This window comes from Sphingomonas sp. DG1-23 (assembly GCF_030730875.1).
Lineage (GTDB): Bacteria > Pseudomonadota > Alphaproteobacteria > Sphingomonadales > Sphingomonadaceae > Sphingomonas.
In genome coordinates, this window is record NZ_JAVAMA010000012.1 from 1 (window position 1) to 21,150 (window position 21,150).

At 66.6% G+C, this 21,150-nt stretch carries 20 protein-coding genes; 12 read left to right on the forward strand and 8 right to left on the reverse strand.

Going from position 1 to position 21,150, the window contains the following annotated elements:
- Positions 1–121 precede the first annotated feature (121 nt).
- Both Q9Q95_RS17450 and Q9Q95_RS17455 read right to left on the reverse strand, forming a co-directional pair.
- Positions 122–1,213, reverse strand: a complete 1,092-nt coding sequence (locus tag Q9Q95_RS17450) for an HlyD family secretion protein (RefSeq protein WP_306098426.1) — start codon at positions 1,211–1,213, stop codon at positions 122–124.
- Entirely contained in the window at positions 1,206–1,628 is a 423-nt protein-coding gene (locus Q9Q95_RS17455; protein WP_306098427.1) for a MarR family winged helix-turn-helix transcriptional regulator, read from the reverse strand. The genes Q9Q95_RS17450 and Q9Q95_RS17455 overlap by 8 nt, the downstream gene beginning before the upstream one ends.
- Positions 1,629–1,737: 109 nt before the next feature.
- On the opposite strand from Q9Q95_RS17455, the gene Q9Q95_RS17460 reads away from it, so the two are divergent.
- From Q9Q95_RS17460 to Q9Q95_RS17480, 5 genes are all read left to right on the forward strand, one after another.
- Positions 1,738–2,181, forward strand: a complete 444-nt coding sequence (locus tag Q9Q95_RS17460; protein ID WP_306098428.1) for a GFA family protein — start codon at positions 1,738–1,740, stop codon at positions 2,179–2,181.
- A complete protein-coding gene (locus Q9Q95_RS17465; protein WP_306098429.1) occupies positions 2,162–2,923 on the forward strand; it encodes an alpha/beta fold hydrolase in 762 nt (253 codons plus the stop codon). The genes Q9Q95_RS17460 and Q9Q95_RS17465 overlap by 20 nt, the downstream gene beginning before the upstream one ends.
- A gap of 232 nt (positions 2,924–3,155) precedes the next feature.
- Entirely contained in the window at positions 3,156–4,985 is a 1,830-nt protein-coding gene (locus Q9Q95_RS17470; RefSeq protein WP_306098430.1) for a M2 family metallopeptidase, read from the forward strand.
- Positions 4,979–5,542, forward strand: coding sequence for a hypothetical protein (locus tag Q9Q95_RS17475; RefSeq protein ID WP_306098431.1), 564 nt, complete (start codon positions 4,979–4,981; stop codon positions 5,540–5,542). The genes Q9Q95_RS17470 and Q9Q95_RS17475 overlap by 7 nt, the downstream gene beginning before the upstream one ends.
- A gap of 47 nt (positions 5,543–5,589) precedes the next feature.
- A complete protein-coding gene (locus Q9Q95_RS17480; RefSeq protein WP_306098432.1) occupies positions 5,590–6,333 on the forward strand; it encodes an SIMPL domain-containing protein in 744 nt (247 codons plus the stop codon).
- Between the two features lie 6 nt (positions 6,334–6,339).
- On the opposite strand, the gene Q9Q95_RS17485 is transcribed toward Q9Q95_RS17480, so the two are convergent.
- The 4 genes from Q9Q95_RS17485 to Q9Q95_RS17500 all read right to left on the reverse strand — a co-directional run bounded on the left by Q9Q95_RS17485 (position 6,340) and on the right by Q9Q95_RS17500 (position 8,851).
- On the reverse strand, positions 6,340–6,477 hold the full coding sequence (locus Q9Q95_RS17485; RefSeq protein ID WP_306098433.1) for a hypothetical protein: 138 nt from the start codon (positions 6,475–6,477) through the stop codon (positions 6,340–6,342).
- 45 nt (positions 6,478–6,522) lie between these two features.
- Complete coding sequence (locus tag Q9Q95_RS17490) at positions 6,523–7,959, reverse strand: AMP nucleosidase (protein WP_306098434.1); 1,437 nt, start codon at positions 7,957–7,959, stop codon at positions 6,523–6,525.
- A gap of 84 nt (positions 7,960–8,043) precedes the next feature.
- Positions 8,044–8,295, reverse strand: a complete 252-nt coding sequence (locus Q9Q95_RS17495; RefSeq protein ID WP_306098435.1) for a hypothetical protein — start codon at positions 8,293–8,295, stop codon at positions 8,044–8,046.
- Positions 8,296–8,368: 73 nt separating this feature from the next.
- Positions 8,369–8,851 carry a peroxiredoxin gene (locus Q9Q95_RS17500; RefSeq protein ID WP_306098436.1) on the reverse strand — a complete coding sequence of 161 codons (483 nt, stop codon included), beginning with the start codon at positions 8,849–8,851 and terminating at the stop codon, positions 8,369–8,371.
- A gap of 95 nt (positions 8,852–8,946) precedes the next feature.
- Here Q9Q95_RS17500 and Q9Q95_RS17505 point away from each other — a divergent pair, with 95 nt between their 5' ends.
- Complete coding sequence (locus Q9Q95_RS17505; protein ID WP_306098437.1) at positions 8,947–9,507, forward strand: YqgE/AlgH family protein; 561 nt, start codon at positions 8,947–8,949, stop codon at positions 9,505–9,507.
- A gap of 403 nt (positions 9,508–9,910) precedes the next feature.
- Here the strand turns inward: Q9Q95_RS17505 and Q9Q95_RS17510 are convergent, their stop codons facing one another.
- Positions 9,911–10,588 carry a DNA alkylation repair protein gene (locus Q9Q95_RS17510; protein ID WP_306098438.1) on the reverse strand — a complete coding sequence of 226 codons (678 nt, stop codon included), beginning with the start codon at positions 10,586–10,588 and terminating at the stop codon, positions 9,911–9,913.
- A 178-nt stretch (positions 10,589–10,766) separates the two neighbouring features.
- On the opposite strand from Q9Q95_RS17510, the gene Q9Q95_RS17515 reads away from it, so the two are divergent.
- Entirely contained in the window at positions 10,767–12,350 is a 1,584-nt protein-coding gene (locus Q9Q95_RS17515) for a hypothetical protein (RefSeq protein WP_306098439.1), read from the forward strand.
- Here Q9Q95_RS17515 and Q9Q95_RS17520 read toward each other — a convergent pair whose 3' ends face one another.
- The gene (locus Q9Q95_RS17520; RefSeq protein ID WP_306098440.1) at positions 12,351–13,094 is read right to left on the reverse strand and encodes a DUF6683 family protein; all 744 of its coding nucleotides are present in this window, start codon (positions 13,092–13,094) and stop codon (positions 12,351–12,353) included.
- A gap of 251 nt (positions 13,095–13,345) precedes the next feature.
- Here Q9Q95_RS17520 and ahcY point away from each other — a divergent pair, with 251 nt between their 5' ends.
- The 5 genes from ahcY to Q9Q95_RS17545 all read left to right on the forward strand — a co-directional run bounded on the left by ahcY (position 13,346) and on the right by Q9Q95_RS17545 (position 21,044).
- On the forward strand, positions 13,346–14,770 hold the full coding sequence (gene ahcY, locus Q9Q95_RS17525) for an adenosylhomocysteinase (RefSeq protein ID WP_371876803.1): 1,425 nt from the start codon (positions 13,346–13,348) through the stop codon (positions 14,768–14,770).
- Positions 14,771–14,968: 198 nt separating this feature from the next.
- On the forward strand, positions 14,969–17,992 hold the full coding sequence (locus Q9Q95_RS17530) for a TonB-dependent siderophore receptor (protein WP_306098442.1): 3,024 nt from the start codon (positions 14,969–14,971) through the stop codon (positions 17,990–17,992).
- A gap of 115 nt (positions 17,993–18,107) precedes the next feature.
- Entirely contained in the window at positions 18,108–18,371 is a 264-nt protein-coding gene (locus Q9Q95_RS17535) for a hypothetical protein (RefSeq protein WP_306098443.1), read from the forward strand.
- Between the two features lie 3 nt (positions 18,372–18,374).
- Positions 18,375–18,626 carry a hypothetical protein gene (locus Q9Q95_RS17540; protein WP_306098444.1) on the forward strand — a complete coding sequence of 84 codons (252 nt, stop codon included), beginning with the start codon at positions 18,375–18,377 and terminating at the stop codon, positions 18,624–18,626.
- 81 nt (positions 18,627–18,707) lie between these two features.
- Complete coding sequence (locus tag Q9Q95_RS17545; RefSeq protein ID WP_306098445.1) at positions 18,708–21,044, forward strand: PAS domain-containing sensor histidine kinase; 2,337 nt, start codon at positions 18,708–18,710, stop codon at positions 21,042–21,044.
- The last annotated feature ends 106 nt before the right edge of the window (positions 21,045–21,150 follow it).

Consider the following 21,150-nt stretch of genomic DNA (forward strand, 5'->3'; position numbering starts at 1 on the left):
GAGCGCGGCGGCCCCCGGCCGGCGCCGCGGCGGCCCCCCCGGCGCCCCGGGGGGGGGGGCCGGCGCCCACGCCTCCCTTTTTTTCCCCCCCCCCCCCCCCTCCGGCGGGCCCCACGACGGGTCATTTGCACTGGTTCCGCAGATCGACCTCGACGTCCGACGACAGGCCGGCGATCAGTGCGCGCGGGCTCTTTTCGTCGATCGCGAGGCGCACCGGCACGCGCTGGGTGACCTTGACCCAATTGCCGTTGGCGTTCTGCGCCGGAAGCACCGAGAATTCGGATCCCGTGCCTGCGCCGATCGACCAGACATGGCCCTTGAGCTTGAGCCCGGGATAGGCGTCGAAGCTGATTTCGGCGCACTGGCCGACGCGCATCTTGTTGAGATCGGTTTCCTTGAAGTTCGCCTCGACCCAGGAAAGGTCGCTGGTGACGATCGTCACCGCGGGTAGGCCGGTCATCATCTGCTGGCCGACCTGCAGGCGATCGGCCTGGCTGACGATGCCGTCGGCGGGCGCATAGACCCTGGTGCGGCTGAGATTGAGCAACGCCTGCTCGCGCTGGACGCGGGCGGATGCGATCTGCGGGTTCTCGCCGGGGACGGCGGCGCCGGTGGCGAGCTTCGAGCGGGCCTCGGCGGCGTCGGCCTGCGCGCTCTGGAGCGCGGCGCGCGCCTGCTCGACCGAATGCTCGGCCGCCTGGAAATTGACGCGGGTGGTGAAGCCGCGCTTCATCAGCGCCGCCTGACGGACATAATCCTCCTGCGCCTGCGCGATGCGATCCCGCGCCGCCTCGATGTCGGCGCCCGTGCCGGCATAGGAGGTGCGCAGCGTCTGGAGCTCGACCTGCGCGTTGGCGATCGCCGCATCGGCCTGTGCGACCGCGATGCGATACGGAGCAGGATCGATCTCGAAGAGCAGATCGCCTTTCTTGACGCGCTGGTTCTCGCGAACCGCGACCTTGACAATGCGGCCGGCGACTTCGGCGGAGACCGAGACCTTGTCCTGCTGGACATAGGCATTGTCGGTCGACGCGAAGCGGCCCGATGTCAGCCAGAAGAAGCCGACCACGCCGATCAGCACCAGCGGCACGCCGAACAGCAAAAGCGGGCGCAGCCAGCTGCGCTTCGCGCGCGGCTCGGCGGTCTCGGCGGCAGCGGGCTCGACGATCACCGCTTCAGGTGCCTTTTCGATTTTGGGATCTGCGTCAGCCATTGGCGGCCTCTTTGGTCTCGGGAAGCTGGGTTATGTTGGATCGGATCGTGTTGAGCGCGGCGGTCAGCGCGTCGCGCTCCGCCGCGTTCAACCCGTGAAGCGCCGCTTCGATCATCTCGCTGGCGACATCGTGGAGCTCGGCGAGCACCGGACGGGCCTTGTCGGTCAGATAGATGCGCCACGCGCGGCGGTCGGCGGGATCGCGACGGCGCTCGACCAGTTCGGCCTCTTCCAGCCGGTCGATCATGCGGCAGCAGGTAATCGGTTCGACTTCGAGCAACTCGGCGAGCTGTCCCTGGTTCAACCCCTCATGCCGTTCGAGCATCTTGAGGGTTCGCCATTGCGGACCGGTCGCGCCGCTCTTGCGCGCGCGCTCGTCGAAGCGGCGACGCATCAGGCGCGAGACATCGCCCATCAGAAATCCTACATTCTCGGCCATAGCACACATATAGTAAGCAGGCTCATAGATTGCAATCGAGGACGGAGTTGCATTGTGCGCCGCAGCAATTGCAGGGAGAGCAATCATGGCTGAGGAAATGACCGGCGGGTGCCAGTGCGGGCGGGTGCGTTATCGCGCTACGGTGCACGACGACGAGGCGTATCTCTGCCACTGCCGGATGTGCCAGCGGGCGACCGGCGGCGTCTCGATCGCTTTCGTCAATCTCTTCAAGACCGATGTGCGCTGGGACAGCGATCCCGATCGCTACGAATCCTCGCCGATCGCGCAGCGCGGCTTCTGCGCATCCTGCGGCACGCCGCTCACCTATGAGGCCTATGACCACGACCGGATGGATCTGACCGTCGGCAGCTTCGACCAGCCATATCGTTTCAAGCCGACCGAGCATTCGGCATGCGAGAGCTGGCACCGCGATTGGCTTGACACCAGCCACTTGCCGGCGTCACGGACCGACCAGAACCAGGGACTGGTTCAGCGCTGGATGGATAAAGTTGGCAAACTTCCCGATTGAGACGCACCGCTTCACCAGCTTCGACGGCGTCGAGCTGGCATGGCACGAAATGGGCGAGGGCAGGCCGGTGGTGCTGATCCACGGCTATTTCTCCACCGCCGAAGTCAACTGGATCAAATACGGGCACGCCGCCAAGCTCGCCGCGCGCGGCTTCCGGGTGATCCTGCCCGATCTGCGCGGACATGGGCTGAGCGATCGGCCGCACGATCCCGCCGCCTATCCGCCCGACGTGCTGATGCGCGACGGCTTCGCGCTGATCGAGCATCTCGGGCTGAGCGACTATGATCTCGGCGGCTATTCGCTGGGCGGCCGCACGACGCTGCGGATGCTCGTCCATGGCGCGAAGCCGCGGCGCGCGGTGCTGTGCGGCATGGGTCTCGCGGGGCTGACCGACACGCATGGGCGGGGCACCTATTTCAGGCGCGTGCTCACTAATCTCGGCAGCTTCGAGCGCGGCAGTTCCGAGTGGATGACCGAAGCGTTTCTCAAGACCACCAAAGGCGATCCCGAGGCGCTGCTGCTGATCCTGCAAACCTTCGTCGATACTTCCGAGGACGAGATTGCGGCGATCGACGTGCCGACGCTGGTGGTCACCGGCGCCGAGGATTTCGACAACGGATCGGCACAGGAAGTCGCGGACTTGCTGCCGCAGGGCCGGTTCGTCGAAATTCCCGGCAATCACATGAGTGCCGTCACCCGCCCCGAGCTGGGCGACGCGATCGTGGAGTTTCTGGCGGACTGACCGACCTTGGATCGTCACCCCGGCCTTGTGCCGGGGTCCACCGGGAGGCAAACTGAAAGCGCGAGGCGAGAGTTGGCCGAATGAGGCGCGGTGGACCCCGGAACAAGTCCGGGGTGACGGCCCGGGGGAGCGCGGCACGCTCTTCTCTTCATAGGAGCGCTGCCACTGCTTGACGCCCCGCCGGGTGGCGCGCAACTGTCGCGCCATCCATAGATCCGCAGGGGCCTCTCACATGATCCGTACCGGCATTTCGATGCTCGCGCTTGCCGCGTTGCTCGCCACACCCGCTGTTTCGCAGACCGCGGCGCCCGCCGCGCAGACCGCACCCACCGCCGCCGAGGCGCAGGCGTTCATCGACCGCGTTCAGAAGGAATATACCGAGTTCAATCTCGTCGCGTCGCGCGTCGCGTGGATCAACGCGACCTACATCACCGACGATACCGACGCGCTCGCCGCCGAATATGGGGCGCGCGGCACCGAAATGGCGGTGCGCTATGCGCTCGAGGCGGCGAAGTATCAGAATGCGCCTGGTTTGAGCGCCGAACAGAAGCGCCAGCTCACGATCCTGCGCAGCGCGATCACGCTCCCCGCGCCGACCACGCCGGGCGCGGCGCAGCAGCTTTCGGACATCTCGACCCGGCTCGGCTCGATGTACGCCAAGGGCAAGGGCACGCTGAACGGCAAGCCGATCAACGGCAGCGACATCGAGGCGGCGATGGGCGAGAGCCGCGATCCGGCCGCGCTCAAGGAGATGTGGACCAGCTGGAACGACAATGTCGGCGCGCCGATGCGGGGCGACTATGCCAGGATGACCGCGATCGCCAATCAGGGCGCCACCGGCCTCGGCTTCCCCGACACCGGCACGATGTGGCGTTCGGGCTATGACATGCCGCCCGAGGAGTTCGCCAAGCTCACCGACAAGCTGTGGAACGACGTCAAGCCGCTCTACGTCGCGCTGCACACCTATGTCCGCCGCAAATTGAACGAGAAATATGGCGATTCGGTCCAGTCGAAGACCGGGCCGATCCGCGCCGATCTGCTCGGCAATATGTGGGCGCAGGAATGGGGCAACATCTATGACGTCGTCGCGCCCGCCGGCGCCGGCGATGTCGGCTATGACGTCGGCGAATTGCTCAAGGCCAAGAACTATGACTGGAAGAAGATGGTCCAGACCGGCGAGGGCTTCTATTCCTCGCTCGGCCTCGCGCCTTTGCCCGAGAGCTTCTGGCAGCGTTCGCTGTTCCTCAAGCCTGCCGACCGCGAAGTGCTCTGCCACGCCTCGGCCTGGGACCTCGACGAGAAGGACGATCTGCGCATCAAGATGTGCATCAAGGTGAATTCGGACGATTTCGTCACGATCCACCACGAGCTCGGCCACAATTATTATCAGCGCGCGTACAAGGCGCAGCCCCAGCTCTACCGCAACGGCGCGAACGACGGCTTCCACGAGGCGATCGGCGATTTCGTCGCGCTCTCGATCACCCCCGAATATCTCGTCCAGATCGGCCTGCTCGACAAGAGCGCCGTGCCGGGGGCCGACAAGGATACCGGGCTGCTGTTGCGTCAGGCGATGGACAAGGTCGCGTTCCTGCCTTTCGGCCTGCTGGTCGATAAATATCGCTGGCAGATCTTCTCGGGCGAGATCAAGCCCGACGGCTATCAGGCCGGCTGGGACAAGCTTCGCCTGCAATATCAGGGCCTGACGCCGCCGGTGGAGCGCGACGAGACGCGCTTCGACGCCGGCGGAAAATATCACGTCGCGGGGAGCGTATCCTATACCCGCTACTTCCTCGCGCGGCTGCTCCAGTTCCAGTTCTACAAGGCCGCGTGCGACCAGGCCGGCTGGAAGGGGCCGCTGCATCGCTGCTCGTTCTACGGCAACAAGCAGGTCGGCGCGCGGTTCAACAAGATGCTCGAAATGGGTGCGTCCAAGCCGTGGCCCGACGCGCTCGAGGCGTTCACCGGCAGCCGCGAGATTTCGGGCAAGGCGATGGCCGAATATTTCGCGCCGCTCAAAAAGTGGCTCGATCAGCAGAACAAGGGACAGCCGCAAGGGTGGTGAAGCTGCTGCTCGCGCTGGCGATCGCCGCGGCCCCGGCTTCGGACGGGATCTCGGCGTTCGCTGGCGGGCGCGTGACCTCGCCCGACGGCAAATGGGCGGTCTGGGCAGCGCCGGCCGACGCCGACACCGAGCGTAAGGCTGCGGTCGCGCGGCTCAACGGTCCAGGCGTGCGCGACCGCGAGCTGATGCGCTTCGCGCGTGAGATCGACGTGTCCTGGCCCGCCGCCTCGGACAAGGTACTGCTGATCCAGCGCAATGCGCGCTTCGCTGAAATCTACGCTTTCACGCTCGGACCGTCGGAGGTCGGCGTGGATCGGATCCAGAGCGATCTCGACCGCGGCATGGCGGGAAGATCGCCGAAGCTCGCCAGCATCGCGAACCGGCGGATCGCCTTGGGAAAGATCGGTGCGGACACCTGCGTGCTGGTCGCGGAATCGGGGCTCCCGTCGGAGCGGGGCGACGGCAGCATCGTACCGCGCCGGGGGGCCTTCCTCCTCGACATGATCGAGCGGCGGGCGATGGCAATCGACGATTGCCCGGGGGCGAGGATCGACTAGTTCGCCCGGGCTCGGCTAAGGCTGACTGCGAAGGGGAGATTCGTATCATGATGAAATATGCATTAGCGCTGGCGCTGCTCGGCGCGCCGTTCGCCGCCGAGGCGCAGACGGCGGCGACGGGCCCGGTTTCGGTCGAGATCGTCTCGACGGGGCAGGTGAGCGTGGCGGCGCAGCGCTACCGGATCTCGGTGACGCTCACTGCCAAGGGCAAGGATGAGGCTGCGGCCGGCGCGGTGCTGGCGGCCAACAAGGCGAGGCTGACCCAGGCGCTCGCCGCGCTCGGCATCGGCGAAGCCAAGGGCGAGATCGGGACGACCAACTCGCTGATGGGCCTGATCTCGACCTTCGCCGGCACCAAGTCGAAGCCGAGCTTCAGCCTCGAGACGCTCGACGAGGATAGCGAGGAGACGCCGCAATCGACCGCGACCGAGACGCTGGGCTTCGACGCGCCGACGCGCGCTGTGATCGAGAGTGCCAAGGCCCCGATCGAAGCGAATGGCGGCAAGCTCGACGATGACGTCCTGCCGTTGCTCAACGACTATGTCGGCCCGATCCGGCAGGCCAAGGCGGCGGCGATCCGGAAAGCGCAGGGCGAGGCCGACGCCTATGCCGCGACGCTCGGGCTGAAGCGCAGCGCGATCGTCAAGGTCAGCGAAAAGCAGGACCCGACCGCCGGCGCGCTCGCGCTGATCGGCGACCTCGTGTCGATCGTCGCGCCCAAGAAGGACGGCGAGCTCGACAAGGTCAACGTCAACGCCAGCCTCGTGGTGGAATTCCAGCTCAACCGCTGAGGCGGCTCATTCGGGCATTTCGTCGGGGATCGTGTTTTCGTCCGCGATCCCCGCTTCGAACGAGGCGGAGGAATCGGTGCCGTCGGGCTGATGCGCGTGCGCGCCTTCGGTCGCTGGTTCGGGCTGGTTCTCGGGATCGATCATCGAGGCTCTCCTTCGGGAGCTCAACGCACGACCCCGTCTCCGGTCTCAGCGGAACGGCGGCTCGTTGAACGCGCGAAGCTTGCGGCTGTGCAGCTTGGCGCCTTCGCGGCGGAGTTCCTCGACCGTCTCGATGCCGATGCGGAGATGCTCGTTGATCGCGCGTTCGTAGAAGCGATTGGCCTGGCCGGGCAGCTTCAATTCGCCGTGCAGCGGCTTGTCCGAGACGCAGAGCAGCGTGCCGTAGGGGACGCGGAAGCGATAGCCCTGCGCGGCGAGCGTCGCCGATTCCATGTCGACGCCGACCGCACGGCTGAGCGAGAAGCGCAGCGCGGTGGCCGAATAGCGCAGCTCCCAGTTGCGATCGTCGGTGGTGACAATCGTGCCGGTGCGCAGCCGCTGCTTCAATTCGTCGCCCGACTGGCCCGACACCGTCTCGGCAGCGCGGGCGAGCGCGAGCTGGACCTCGGCGATCGCGGGGATCGGGATTTCGGGCGGCAGCACATCGTCCATGATGTGGTCGTCGCGCAGATAGGCATGGGCGAGGACATAGTCGCCGATCCGCTGGCTCGGGCGCAGCCCGCCGCAATGGCCGATCATCAGCCACGCCTCGGGCCGCAGCACCGCGAGGTGATCGGCGATCGTCTTCGCGTTCGAGGGACCGACGCCGATATTGACGAGGGTGATCCCGGTCCGGCCGGGGGCCATCAGATGATAGGCCGGCATCTGGTGGCGGCGCCACGCGCTGTCCGAGATCAGGCGGTCCATGTCGTCGGCGCGCTCGACGACGATCCCGCCCGCGCCCGAGACGCCGGTGAAGCGGCTGCCTTCGCCGAGTTGGCTACATGCCCAGCGGACGAACTCGTCAACATAGCGGTGATAATTGGTGAACAGGATATATTGCTGGACATGCTCGGTCGGGGTGCCGGTGTAATGGCGCAGGCGCGCGAGGCTGAAATCGGTACGCAGCCCGTCGAACAATGCCAGCGGGCGGATTCCGTCGGACGACATCCACAGCCCGTCGGCGATCTCGTCGCCGATATGGGCGAGCTCGGTCGCGGGGAAGTGGCGCGCGAGCTCGGTCGCCGACACCTCGTCGAGGCGCAGCGCGTGGCCGGGATCGAGGACATAGGCGAAGGGGATCTCCTGCCGTCCGGTCGTCGCGTCGACCTCGACGTCGTAATCCTCGATCAGGAAGGTGAGCTGCTCGATCAGATAGTCGGAGAACATCGCGGGCTTGGTGACGCTGATGCGATATTCGCCGGGATCGACCAGCCGGCCGAACGAGCGCGGAGGGGCGGGGCGATCATTGCCGCCGCGATAGGTCAGGCGGATCTCGGGATAGGCGAAAGAGCCGTCGCTGCGGCTCGACGGGGCCGGCGGCGTGCCGTCGGTCAGATAGCGGTTGAGGGCGGTCTGCAGGCGCTCGACCGAAGCGCGGTAGAGGCGGTCGAGCTCGGCGACGATGTCGGATGCTTGAGTCATCTTCGACCGCTAATGCGCGAAGATGACTCTGGCAAGACTTGGGACAGTCGAGCGGCTCCTTCCCGCAGGAAGGAGCCGAACGGCTTATTTCTTCGACGAGCTTTCCTTCTCGCTGCCCAATTGGGTGGCGGCATAGACCGCGCCGCCGACCGCGGCCGCAGCGCCCGCGGCGACCGCCGCTGCCGCGACCGGGTGATCCTTCACTGCCTGCACCGTCGCATCGACTGCGCCGGCAACGGTTTCCTGCGCCGAGGCGAGGAAGGACTTTTCGGATCCCTGGCTCTGGCTCGCGCTATCGCCGGAATTGCTCGTGCTGTTGCTGTTGCTGTTGGCCATGAAGCTTCCCTTTCACAGAAGTACCCTGGGTCAACTCACGCACCGGCGGAGCAGTTCCGTTACGGGTACGGCGTTACAGCCGGGCGAGCAGATAATCGGCCGAACTGACCTCGAACTGGCCGGGCGCCTCGACATGCAATTGCTCGACGACGCCGTCGTTGACCAGCATCGAATAGCGCTTGCCGCGGGTGCCGAGGCCGAAGCCGCTGCCGTCCATCTCGAGGTCCACGGCCTTGGCGAAGGTGCCGTTGCCGTCGGCGAGCATCGTCACCTTGCCGTCGACGCCCGATGCCTTGCCCCATGCGCCCATCACGAAGGCGTCGTTGACTGCGGTGCAGGCGATCTCGTCGACGCCCTTGGCCTTCAATTCGTCGGCCTTTTCGACGAAGCCGGGAAGGTGCTTGGCCGAGCAGGTCGGCGTGAACGCGCCGGGCACCGAGAAGAGCGCGACCTTGCGACCGGCGAAATATTCGTCCGAACCGATCTGCTCGGGGCCTTCCTCGCCCACCTTGACGAGCTGGGTGCTGGGAATACGGTCGCCAACCTGGATGGTCATTTCACTCTCCTCTTGAGGTCAGCGCACCAATTGGCGCGGTCGATGACATTTTCAAGCGTGACGGACCCGAAATCGAAGCGATAAGTTGACCGGGAATGGATTCGACACCCAATCTCACCGGCCAGTTCCTCCTCGCAATGCCGGGGATCGGCGATTCGCGCTTCGAGCGCGCCGTGATCGCCATGTGCGCGCATGACGACGAAGGCGCGCTCGGCATCGGCATCGGCGAGACGATCGAGGGGCTCGGGCTGCACGAATTGCTCCGGCAGTTCGAGATCGATCCCGGCGCGGTGCCCGATGCGCCGGTGCATTTCGGCGGACCGGTCGAGCCGCGGCGCGGCTTCGTGCTGCATTCGACCGATTGGGGCGGACAGGACACGATCGACGTCGGCGGGCGCTGGTCGCTCTCCGGCACGATCGACGTGCTCAAGGCGATCGCCGAGGGCAAGGGCCCGAGCCGCTGGCTGGTGGCATTGGGCTATGCCGGCTGGGCCGAGGGCCAGCTCGACGCGGAAATGACGCGGCACGGCTGGTTCAGCACCAGCGGCGACACCGGATTGCTCTACGATGTCGACGCGCGGCGGCGCTGGGTGAAGGGCTTCGAGATTGCAGGGATCGATCCGCGGCTGCTGGCGAACAGCACCGGGACGGCGTGAGTCGCGGTCGCGCGGCAGGTGCGCGGAAATAGGATTCGGCGGGGCAAGATTCACGGTTTGCACGGCAATCGCGCAATTCCGTTGCGCAATGGCGCACGTAAATTTCCTACGGGTGCAGGTCAGGGGCGGATACAGGACAGCGAATTCGCGCAAGATCTGCGAACGGAACATAAGTAGAACATACTGGATGAGGGGCTTGTAGGAAAGGGACCGCCTCGCCGGGATCATGGTTCAGGCTTCGACCCTAATTGCTATTCCCGTCATCCGGGATCCACCTCTCCGCGGACACCTGCCTCTTGGTGGATCCCGGACAGCTCGCTTTTCTGATCAAATCAGAGATTTGAAGAAAGGCGGCTTTCGGGATGACGATCAGCGATGACGGTAGCGGATCCGAACCGGGAGCTCACGCCTTGGCATCGGCTTTGGCGAAGGCGCGGGCGGCGTCCTTGCCGATCCAGCGTGCGGTCTTGTCGGCGGAAGCGGCAAGGGTGGCGGCGAGGTCGCGGGCGGCGGCGCGCAGGGGCGGGCTCTTCTTGCCGCCGATCGCGCGGAGCGCCCAGTTGACGCCTTTCCTGACGAAATTGCGCGGGTCGCCTGCTGCGGCGCGGATCAGCGGCAGGCGGGCGAGATACTCCCCATCCGTGCCCTTGCGATGCACCGCGCAGCTGGCGAGCAGCACGAACGCAGCGCGCTTGCCGAATTCATGGTCGAGCGTCGCCCAGCGATCGATCGCCGCGAAGGCGTGCGGGGTTCGGTCCCACAGCTTGAAGCAGACCGTGTCGGTGACGGCCCAATTGTCGAAATCGGCGCGCCAGCGATCCATCCGTTCGGGTGTCACCGTGGCGGGATCGTCGACCATGCAGGCCAGCATCCGCGCCTCGTAGACGCGAGTCTGCCATAGCGACTCCGCGAGCGCGGGATCGCGGCCGAGCGGTTTGGCGACGGCGTGAATCTTCGCCATCGCCACGCCGATCACGCGATCGGCAGTGACGATGCCGTAGCGCGGGCCGAGCGCGTCGCGAAACGCCGGATCGGCATGGGATTCGAGGGCACGGAGGAGCGGGGCGGTATGATCGGACACAGTGCCCACGATAATGCGGCGTGCGTATCCGGGAAATGCCTTCGCATTCGCTTGAGGTAACGCTAACATCGTCAGGGCAATGTCGTGCTCCTGGGAAAGCGGGAGTCCGGGATGGCGGCTACTAAACGACCCTGGGCTCCTGCCTTCGCCGGAGCACTGGAGGGGAGGAGAGGGGCATATGATCCGGCATTTGCTTGCGTGTGCGGTGGCGCTGTGTGCGAGCCCGGTGCCAGCGCAGACCGTCGGGATCTTTTCGAGCCATGCCGATATCGGCGAGACCGCGACTCCGGGCAGCGTCAGCCATGACGCCGGCCGCTACCGGATGACGGCGAGCGGGGCCAATATCTGGGGCGAAAAGGACGCGTTCCACTTTGCCTGGGTGCAACGATCGGGCGATCTCCACATCGCCGCCGATATTGCATGGGAAGGCAAGGGCAAGGACCCGCACCGCAAGGCCGGGTTGATGATACGGCAGAACCGCACGCCGGGATCGCCCTATGCCGATGTGATGGTCCACGGCGACGGTCTGATTGCGATGCAATATCGCGAGGTGCAGGATGGGCCGACACGGCAGATCATCTCGAGCATGACGGCCAGCACCGCGCGGGTGCGGCTCGAGCGTGAGGGCGACTTCGTCTATTTCTCGGTCGGGCCGCGACAAATCATACTCGGGCATGGTGGCGATACGGCGGCCGAGGCGAGCGATGCAGCGGACTGGCCGAACGGCTCGCTCGAGCACGGCGGCGGCAGTTACCGGATCGCGTTTCAGGCGCCGGTGATGGTCGGGCTGGCGCTGTCGGCGCACGATAACGGCGTCACCGAGACCGCGACCTTCTCGAACGTCGAACTGCAGGTGCCGAGCCTCGCTTACGTGCCCGACACCGGCTATGCCGCGAAGGTCGAGAGCAGCCTCGAGACGATCGAGGTCGGCGGGGTGCAGAGCCGCCGGGTGGTCCGCCATTTCCCCGGCAAGATCGAGGCGCCCAACTGGACTCGCGACGGCAAGGCCCTGATATACAATGCCGACGGCCGGATCTGGCGGATCCCGGTCGAAGGCGGCGAACCGGTGGCGATCCCGACCGGGCGGCATATCCGCAACAACAACGATCACGGCATTTCGCCCGACGGGACGCAATTGGTGATCTCGGACCAGTCCGAGCCCGACAATCTGTCGCGGATCTTCGTGCTGCCGCTCACGGGATCGGCGGGGCCGCGCGAAGTGGTGAGCGATGCCAGAGCGCGGTCCTACTGGCATGGCTGGAGCCCGGACGGGAAGACCCTGGCCTATGTCCGGGTCGGCACCGACGACGACAGCTACGATATCTGGGTCAAGGATCTGGCGGGCGGTCCGGCGCGGCCGCTGATCGTCGGGCCGGGGGTCGATGACGGGCCCGAATATTCGCCCGACGGCAAATATCTTTATTTCAACTCGACCCGCAGCGGCGCGATGGCGATCTGGCGCGCCAATGCCGACGGTAGCGATCCGGTGCAGCTGACCAAGGACCCCGAGCGGCGCGACTGGTTTCCGCATCTCTCCCCGGACGGCAAGTGGATCGTCTTCGTGTCGTTCGGGCTCGACGTGGCGCTGGCCGATCACCCGCCCAACCGCGCCGACGTGGCGCTCAAGATCATGCCGGCCGACGGCAGCGCGCCGCCCCGGGTGTTGACCCGATTGTTCGGCGGGCAAGGGACGATCAACGTGCCGAGCTGGTCGCCCGACGGGAAGCAGGTGGCGTTCGTGAGCTACCGGCTGGTGCGGTGATCAGGTGCCCGCGCGCGGGGTGAAGCCGGTATCGCCGAGCTCGAGCCGGCGCAGATCGAGGCGCGTCTCGCTGCGGAAGCGGGCGACCGCGGCGTCACCCAGCCGGCGCAGGGTGTCGCGATCGCCGCGCTTGACCGCGTCAGTATAGGCGGCGTGCTGGATCAGGAAATTGAGCATCCAGGTCTCGGCCATTTCCTGGCGCTGCGCTTCGTTCAGGCCGGCCTGACCGGCATTGGCGGCGATGATCGCGCGGACCTGATCGCGGACCGCGAGGATCTGCGTCCGATTGCCTTCGCGGCCATTGGCCATCCCCCAGTTGAGCAGCCAATAGGCGGCGAGCGCGTCCGCCACGTCGCCGTTGCGCAGCCCGTCGCTCGCGACGATCTGCGCCCAGCTGGCGACCGGATCGTCGCGCTCGAGCGCCGCGGCGAGCTGGCGCGCTTTGGCCGCGCCGATCCGCGCGTTCATCGCTGCGAGGAATTGCCGCCGCACGCGGGCGCTCACCGTGGGGGAAGGGCGGTAGCTGGTCGACGCGCGTGAGGCCGGCACCGCGCGGGGCGTGGGCGCCGCGCGCTTGCGACCGGAGTCTGCCGGACGGCTCGGGTGCGCGATCGCGGCGTCGATCCGCTGCTGGTTGAGGATGTCCGACAGCACGTAATCGTTGGGCAGGACCGTCGGCATGTCCTGTGCCGCGGCGGGGAATGCGAGGCCGGCAACGGCAAGGATCGCGACACGAAAGCGCATGAGATCGAATCCTCCGCAGCGTTGGCCTTGCGAAGCGGCCTATCGGAAACGCAGCGTCCGGGCGACGCGCTTCGCCGCATTTCCGGGGCGATCAGCCGCGCCGGCCGATGTGCGCCGGCGCAGATCCGGGCGGCGGCTTCCGTACATATAAAGATATCTTTATATCTGACTTGCGCATTCCCGTCCGACGCGGTAGGGCGCGCCAATCGCGGCCGGCGAGTCCGGCGCGCCGACCCTTTTACCTGCTGGAGATGCAGCCCGTGGCTACCGTGCTCGACAAGAACGATTACGTCATCAAGGACATCGAACTCGCCGCTTTCGGCCGCAAGGAAATCGAGATCGCCGAGACCGAGATGCCGGGCCTGATGGCGCTGCGCGACGAATTCGGCGCGTCGCAGCCGCTCAAGGGCGCGCGGATCACCGGTTCGCTCCACATGACGATCCAGACCGCGGTGCTGATCGAGACGCTGACCGCACTCGGCGCGCAGGTCCGCTGGGCGACCTGCAACATCTTCTCGACGCAGGACCATGCCGCCGCCGCGATCGCCGCGAGCGGCGTGCCGGTGTTTGCGGTGAAGGGCGAGAGCCTTGCCGAATATTGGGACTATGTCGGCGACATCTTCAACTGGGGCGCGGACGGCGATGGCACCACCGCCAACATCATCCTCGACGACGGCGGCGACGCCACCATGTTCGCATTGTGGGGCGCCAAGCTCGAAGCCGGCGCGACGCTGGGCGAGCCGGAGAATGACGAGGAAGTCGAGTTCCAGCGCGCGCTGAAGGCGTTCATCGCCAAATATCCGGGCTATCTGACCGAGACCGTCAAGAATCTGAAGGGCGTCTCGGAAGAGACCACCACCGGCGTCCACCGCCTGTACGAGATCGCCAAGAAGGGCGAGCTGCCCTTCCCGGCGATCAACGTCAACGACAGCGTCACCAAGTCGAAGTTCGATAATCTCTATGGCTGCAAGGAATCGCTGGTCGACGCGATCCGCCGCGCCACCGACGTGATGCTCGCCGGCAAGGTCGCCGTGGTCGCCGGCTTCGGCGACGTCGGCAAGGGCAGCGCCCAGTCGCTCCGCAACGGCGGTGCGCGCGTGATGGTCACCGAAGTCGATCCGATCTGCGCGCTGCAGGCGGCGATGGAGGGCTTCGAGGTCGTGACGATGGAAGAGGCGGTGCAGCGCGCCGACATCTTCGTCACCGCGACCGGCAATGCCGACGTCATCACCGCCGATCACATGAAGGCGATGAAGCCGATGTCGATCGTCTGCAACATCGGCCATTTCGACAGCGAGATCCAGATCGCCGCGCTGTCGAACTATGAGTGGGACGAGGTCAAGCCGGGCACCGACCTGGTCAAGTTCCCCGACGGCAAGCAGATCATCATCCTCGCCAAGGGCCGCCTGGTGAACCTGGGCTGCGCGACCGGCCACCCGTCGTTCGTGATGTCGGCGTCGTTCACCAACCAGACGCTGGCGCAGATCGAGCTGTTCACCAAGGGCGAGAACTACAAGAACGAAGTGTACGTCCTGCCGAAGCATCTCGACGAGAAGGTCGCGGCGCTGCACCTCGAAAAGCTCGGCGTGAAGCTGTCGAAGCTGACGAGCAAGCAGGCAGGCTATATCGGCGTGCCGGTCGAAGGTCCGTTCAAGCCGGATCACTATCGCTACTGAGCCTTTTCGGCATCGGCGAAACAGGGGCCGCGTCTCTACTGGAGGCGCGGCCCTTTTCGTTGCGCCCCGAGGCAGCGTGTTGCAGAACGGAGACACTGTTGCAGAAACCGTGCGGTGCGCGCTTCGCGGCGAGGATCGGAAACACTCGGGAAACGTAGCAGCGGAAGGCGTGAGCCATATTCGAAGAGGGGTTTCTCGATGGCGTATTCCGTTCTCCGCACGCGCGGATTGTTCACCGTCTCTGCCGCCGCCTTGGCGCTGGCCTGCGCTCCGGCCTGGGCACAGACCGCGGCACCCGGCCAGAGCGACGACAACGTCCCCGAATCCACCGTCGCCAACGATCCGCAGAGCGACCAGGCGGAGGAGCCCGCACCCGACATCGTCGTGACCGGCTCGCGCATCCGCGTCACTCCCGGGTTCGACACGCCCAACCCGGTGGTCTCGATCGGCTCGGAGACGCTGCAGGCCTCGGGCACGACCAATCTCACCGACTTCCTGACCGGCTATCCGGCGCTGCAGGGCTCGTCGACCTCGGCCGACAATTCGGGCAGCGGCGCGGGCATCGGCTATACCGGCCTCAACCTGCTCAACCTGCGCAATCTCGGCACCGAGCGCACGCTGGTGCTGGTCGACGGCCGCCGCCATGTCGCGGGCGTGCCGGGCAGCGCGGCGATCGACATCAACACCATTCCTAACGATCTCGTCCAGCGGATCGAGGTGCTCACCGGCGGCGCCTCGGCGATCTACGGCGCCGACGGCGTCACCGGCGTGGTCAACTTCATCCTCAAGAAGGATTTCGACGGGATCACCGCGCGGGCGCAGGCCGGCATTTCCGAGCATGGCGATGCGGGCCAGCGCTTCATCTCGGTCACCGCGGGCAAGAACTTCGCCGGCGGCCGCGGCAACGTCGCCCTCGCTTATGAATATGGCATCGACGACCGGCTCGAGACGCGCGACCGGCCCAGCCTGCGCGGCACGCGCTCGACCGGCTTTTTCCTGAACCCGGACGATCCCGAGAACCAGGGCGGCTATACCGGCCCCGCCGACAACGGCATCCCGGACAATGTGCCGCTCGCCAACATCCGCTATTTCGATACCAATCGCGAGGGCGGGATCGACATCGACCAGGATGGCTTCCCCGATTATCTCGTCGGTGCGAACGGCGCGGTGACTCCGTTCGATCCGGGCAGCTTCGTCCCCAATTTCTACCAGCAGGGCGGCAACGCCACGCTCGTCTCCGACTATGGCAACGATCTGCTGCCCAAGGTCGAGCGGCACGTGGTCAACGCAGTCGCGCATTTCGACGTGTCCGATGCCGTGACGATCTTCGCCGAGGGCAAATACGCCAATATCCGCAGCTTCTCGCTCGCCCAGCCGACTTTCGATTACTATCTGCTGATCCCCGAGGACAATCCCTTCATCCCCGCGGCGCTCCAGCCGCTCGTGGCGGCCGAAGGCCTTGGCGGCGTGCTCGTCAACCGCGACAATTTCGACTTCGGCCAGCGCGGCGAGGACATCCGCCGCGAGACGTGGCGCGGCGTGATCGGGCTGCGCGGCGAGCTGAGCAGCCATCTCAACTACGAAGCGTCGTACACCTATGGCCGCACCGACGTGCGCAGCCGCTACGTTAACGACATCCTCGACGACCGCTTCTATGCGGCGATCGACGTGGTGCAGGGGCCGAACGGGCCGACCTGCCGTGTCAATGTCGATCCCGCCTGGACTCCGAACCAGCCGTACAACTCGACCCGGGACGAATTCCCCCCGACGACCTTCCAGCCGGGTCAGTGCGTTCCGATCAACCTGTTCGGCGAGAACCGAAACAGCCAGGCGGCGCTGGACTGGATCCTCACCGACACGACCGACCGTTCGCGGATCGAGCAGCATGTCGCCTCGGCCTATCTGAGCGGCGACCTCGGCGGCCTGTTCACGCTTCCGGGCGGGGCGGTCGGCTTCTCGGTCGGTGCGGAATATCGCAAGGAGAAGAGCAGCTTCACTCCCGATCCGCTTGCCGCGGCCGGGCTGACCTTCACCAACGCGCTCTCGGTCGATGCCGGCGAATATGACGTCAAGGAAGTGTTCGGCGAGCTGCGCGTGCCGCTGGTCAAGAACGGCTTCGTCCACCGGCTCGAGGTTGGCGGCGCGGTGCGCTATTCGGACTATTCGACGATCGGCAGCACCACGTCGTGGAAGGTCGACGGCGCTTTCGCGCCGATCCGCGACGTGACCTTTACCGGCACCTATTCGAAGGCCGTGCGCGCGCCGAACATCGGCGAGCTGTTCGCGGGCAATTCGCAGACCTTCGAATTCATCACCGATCCGTGCAACGCCAACGAGCTCCAGAACGGCACGCAATATCGCGCCGCCAACTGCCAGGCGCTGCTCGCGTCGCTGGGCGTCGCCGATCCGGCGACCTTCACCGATCCGCGCTCGACCAACCTGCCGGGCTTCCAGGGCGGCAACCGCAACCTTTCCGAAGAGGAGGCGACCACCTGGACCGCGGGCGCGATCATCCAGCCGAGCTTCGTGCCGGGCCTCTCGCTGCGCGCGGACTGGTATGACATCAAGCTGAAGAACGCGATCAACACGGTCACGCCGGAGCAGCTCGCGCAGCTCTGCGTCGACCAGCCCGATCTCAACAACGGGTTCTGCTCGGGCATCGTGCGCAACAATGGCGGCGCCAATCCCGGCCTGATCACCAGCTTCACGGTGACGCCGCAGAACGTCGCGCAGTTCAGCACCGCGGGCCTCGACGTGAACTTCAACTACCGCCTGCGCACCGCGAAGCTGGGCACGTTCAATCTCAGCGTGGTCGGCAATTATCTCGACCGGCTGGAATTCGTCGGCACCCCCGGCGCCGACGTGACCAACAGCCGCGGCGAGGCGTTCGCGCCCAAATACACCGTCAACGCGGATCTGACGTGGCAGACCGGCGGGCTGACGCTGAACTATGGCATTCTGTGGTTCAGCAAGACGCTGCGCTTCACCAATCAGGAAGTCGCGGGCAATCCGGATATCGTCGCCCCGGAATATATGTACCTCAAGGAGCGCTGGCAGCACGACATCTATGCCAGCTACGACGTCAGCGACCGGTTCCAGATCTATGGCGGCGTACGCAACCTCTGGGGCCAGCGTCCCGACATCGGCACCAACACCTATCCGGTCGACTCGATCGGCCGCTTCGGCTTCGTCGGGGCGCGGGTGAAGCTGCCGAGCCTCTGAGGCGCGGCGGGTAAAAGCGAAGGGGGCCGCGTCCGCCGGGCCCCTTTTCTTTCGGCCGGACCGCGCGGAACGCCGATCGTCCGACCTACGTTCTGCTCCCGACAGGGAGTCTGTGATGCGACGCGAATTCATTGCGAAGCTGGCGCTGGGATGCGCCGGCATCGGTTTGTGCGGCAGCCTGGCGGGCGTCGGGCTTGCCAATTATGCCGCGTCCGGATCGTTCGAATTCTACAAGCAGCGCACGGCATCCGCCTGGGAGCCTGAGCTTCCGGCGCAGCCGACCATGCTCCAGTCCGCCGATCTGGCATTTGCGTCGGACCGTCGCGACGGAGCGGAATCGCTTGCGGCTGAGGAGGCACTTGCTTCGTTCGACCGCTGAATTGTGAGGAACAGCGAAGCCAATCATGATGCCGGGCACGCACGCGAACGGATCGCTGAGATCCTGCGTACCGCCCTGGGCGCTCCCGAGGAGGACGGGCTCGAAGACGAGACGTGGCGCCTGATGCTGCACCTCTCGATCGAACCGCCCGAAAATGCTGCGCCCGCGGCGGACAGCGCCGCGCCCGCCGCCGCCCCGCGCCAGCCCCTGCTGCGTCGCCTGTTGCGCAGAAGCGACGGAGATGCGCGCGTCTAGTGCGCGCAAGCCGCTTTCCGATCCGCGACGCTTTGCCTAAGGGTTGGCGATGATGGCAATGCGAAGCCGTGGAGTGGCGGGTTGATCGAGCTTCCGCAATCGGCGGCGATACTGGCGGGCGCGGTGCTCGCCTTGCTGGTGCTCGGCGCGACGTGGATGCTGTTCGCCGGGCTGCGCGCGCGCGCCGAAGCGCGGGAGGCGACCGATCGCAACGCGCGCCTGACCGCCCTGATGGCCGGATCGCCGGCGCAGGCGATGATCGTCCGCGCCGACGGGCGCGTCGAGGTGCCGCGGCGGCTGGCCGACTGGCTGGGTCTCGACCTGCTGCCGCGCGAACTCTCCGATCTCGCCGGGATCGAGAGCGGGCTGGTCGCGGGCGACGCGGCTTTGCTCGAAAATCAGGTGCTCGCCGTGCAGAGAGCCGGGCAGCCGTTCACCTTGCCGGTCCGCGCGCAAGGTTCGGGCCGCGAATTGCTGGTGATCGGCGAGCGCGCGCCCGATGCGGGGCGCGGGCAGAATCAGGTGGTCCTGTGGTTCCTCGACGCGACCGAGAGCCAGAGCGAGATCGACCGGCTGCGGCACGAGACGACCCGGCTGCGCGCCGCGTTCGACGCGCTGACCGCGTTGATCGAGGCGGCGCCGATGCCGATGTGGTATCGCGGCCCCGACCTGAAGCTGCTGATGGTCAATTCGGCCTATGTCCGCGCGGTCGAGGGCGGCGACAGCGAGGATGTCGTGGCGCACGGGCTCGAACTGGTCGAAGGCGCCGGGCTGGGCGGGCCGCTCGCCAACGCCGCGATCGCGCGCGATACCGGCGAGGCGCAGACCTCGGCGATGCCGGCGACGATCGGCGGGGCGCGGCGGATGCTGCGGCTCCACGACGTGCCGCTGCCGACCGGCGGCGTCGCAGGCTTCGCGATCGACATCGAGGATTTCGAGCAATTGCGCGGCGGGCTCAAGCGCTTCGGCGAGGCACAGCGCGCGATGCTCGACCGGCTCTCGGCGGGCGTCGCGCAATTCGCCCCCGATCGCGGGCTGGCCTTTTGCAACCAGCCGTTCCGCCGCATGTTCGCGATGAAGATGGAGTGGCTGGCCGATCGCCCCGAATTCGATCGGGTGCTCGATCGGATGCGCGAGGCCAACCGCCTGCCCGAAGTGCGCGACTATCCGGCATGGAAGGCCGAGCGGCGCGAATGGTTCACCGCGCCCGACGCCGTCGAGGAGACGTGGAGCGTCGCGGGGACGCATCTCCGCGTCGTCGCCCAGCCTCTGCCCGAGGGCGGGCTGCTGCTGATCTTCGAGGATCGCACCCAGCAGTTCGAGCTGCAGCGCGAGCATGGCGAGATGCAGCAGGTGCGCACCGCGACGCTCGAGAGCCTCGCCGAGGCCGTCGGGGTGTTCGGCAAGGGACGGCTGCAATTGTGGAACCGCAAGTTCCGCCAGGTCTGGGACTTCGAGGATGCGTTTCTCGACGGGCATCCGCAGATCGGGCAATTGGTCAAGGCGGCAGGCCCGAAGCTGACCAATCCCGGGCGTGCAGAGGTGCTGGGCGATCTGATCCGGCTCGCGGCCAAGGACCGGCAGACGCGCGGGAGCACGATCGCCTTTGCCGATGGCCGGCATTTCGACATCACCGCGGTGCCCTTGCCCGACGGCAATGCGCTGGTGACGATGCTCGACACCACCGATCATCACCGCGCCGAGCGGGCGCTGCGCGACCGCAACGAGGCGCTCGAGGCGGCGGACCAGGTCAAGACCGCGTTCGTCGCCAATATGAGCTACGAGCTGCGCACCCCGCTGACCTCGATCAAGGGTTTCACCGAAATGCTGCATGGCGGCTTTGCCGGGCGGCTGACGAAGAACGCAGTCGAATATACCGAGGCGATCCTGACTTCGGTCGATCGGCTGAGCGCGCTCGTCGACGACGTGCTCGATCTGACCCAGAGCGAGGGCGCGCCGCTGGAGAAGGTGCCGGTCGATCTCGAGCTGGCCGCCAATGCCGCCGCCGAGGCGATCGCGCCGCTCGCCAAGGCCAAGAAGATCGACCTCGTCGTCGAGGACGCCGGCACCGCGGGCGTGGTGACCGGCGACCTCAAGCGGCTGCGGCAAGTGATCGAGCATCTGCTGCGCCACGCCGTGGCGTGCACGCCCGAGGACGGACGGGTGCTGCTCCATCTCGACGGCAATGCGCGGGTGGCGCGGGTGATCGTCTCGGACAATGGCCCGGGGATGCGCGCCGACGCTGTGGCCAGGGCGTTCGACAGCTTCGCCCAGCACGGCATCTCGCGCAGCGGCGAGCGCGCGCTCGGGCTGGGGCTGCCGCTGGCCAAGCAATTCGTCGAGGCGCATGGCGGACGGATCGAGATGCTGTCCGAGCCGGGCGCGGGGACTCTGGTGACGGTGGAGCTGCCGCGGTGATGGGGGGCTCTTCATTCCTCCCCGAGCTTTGCTCGGGGAGGGGGACCGCCGCGCAGCGGTGGTGGAGGGGCGCCGTCGAAGACGGCGGCTGCGCCGCCGCCCCTCC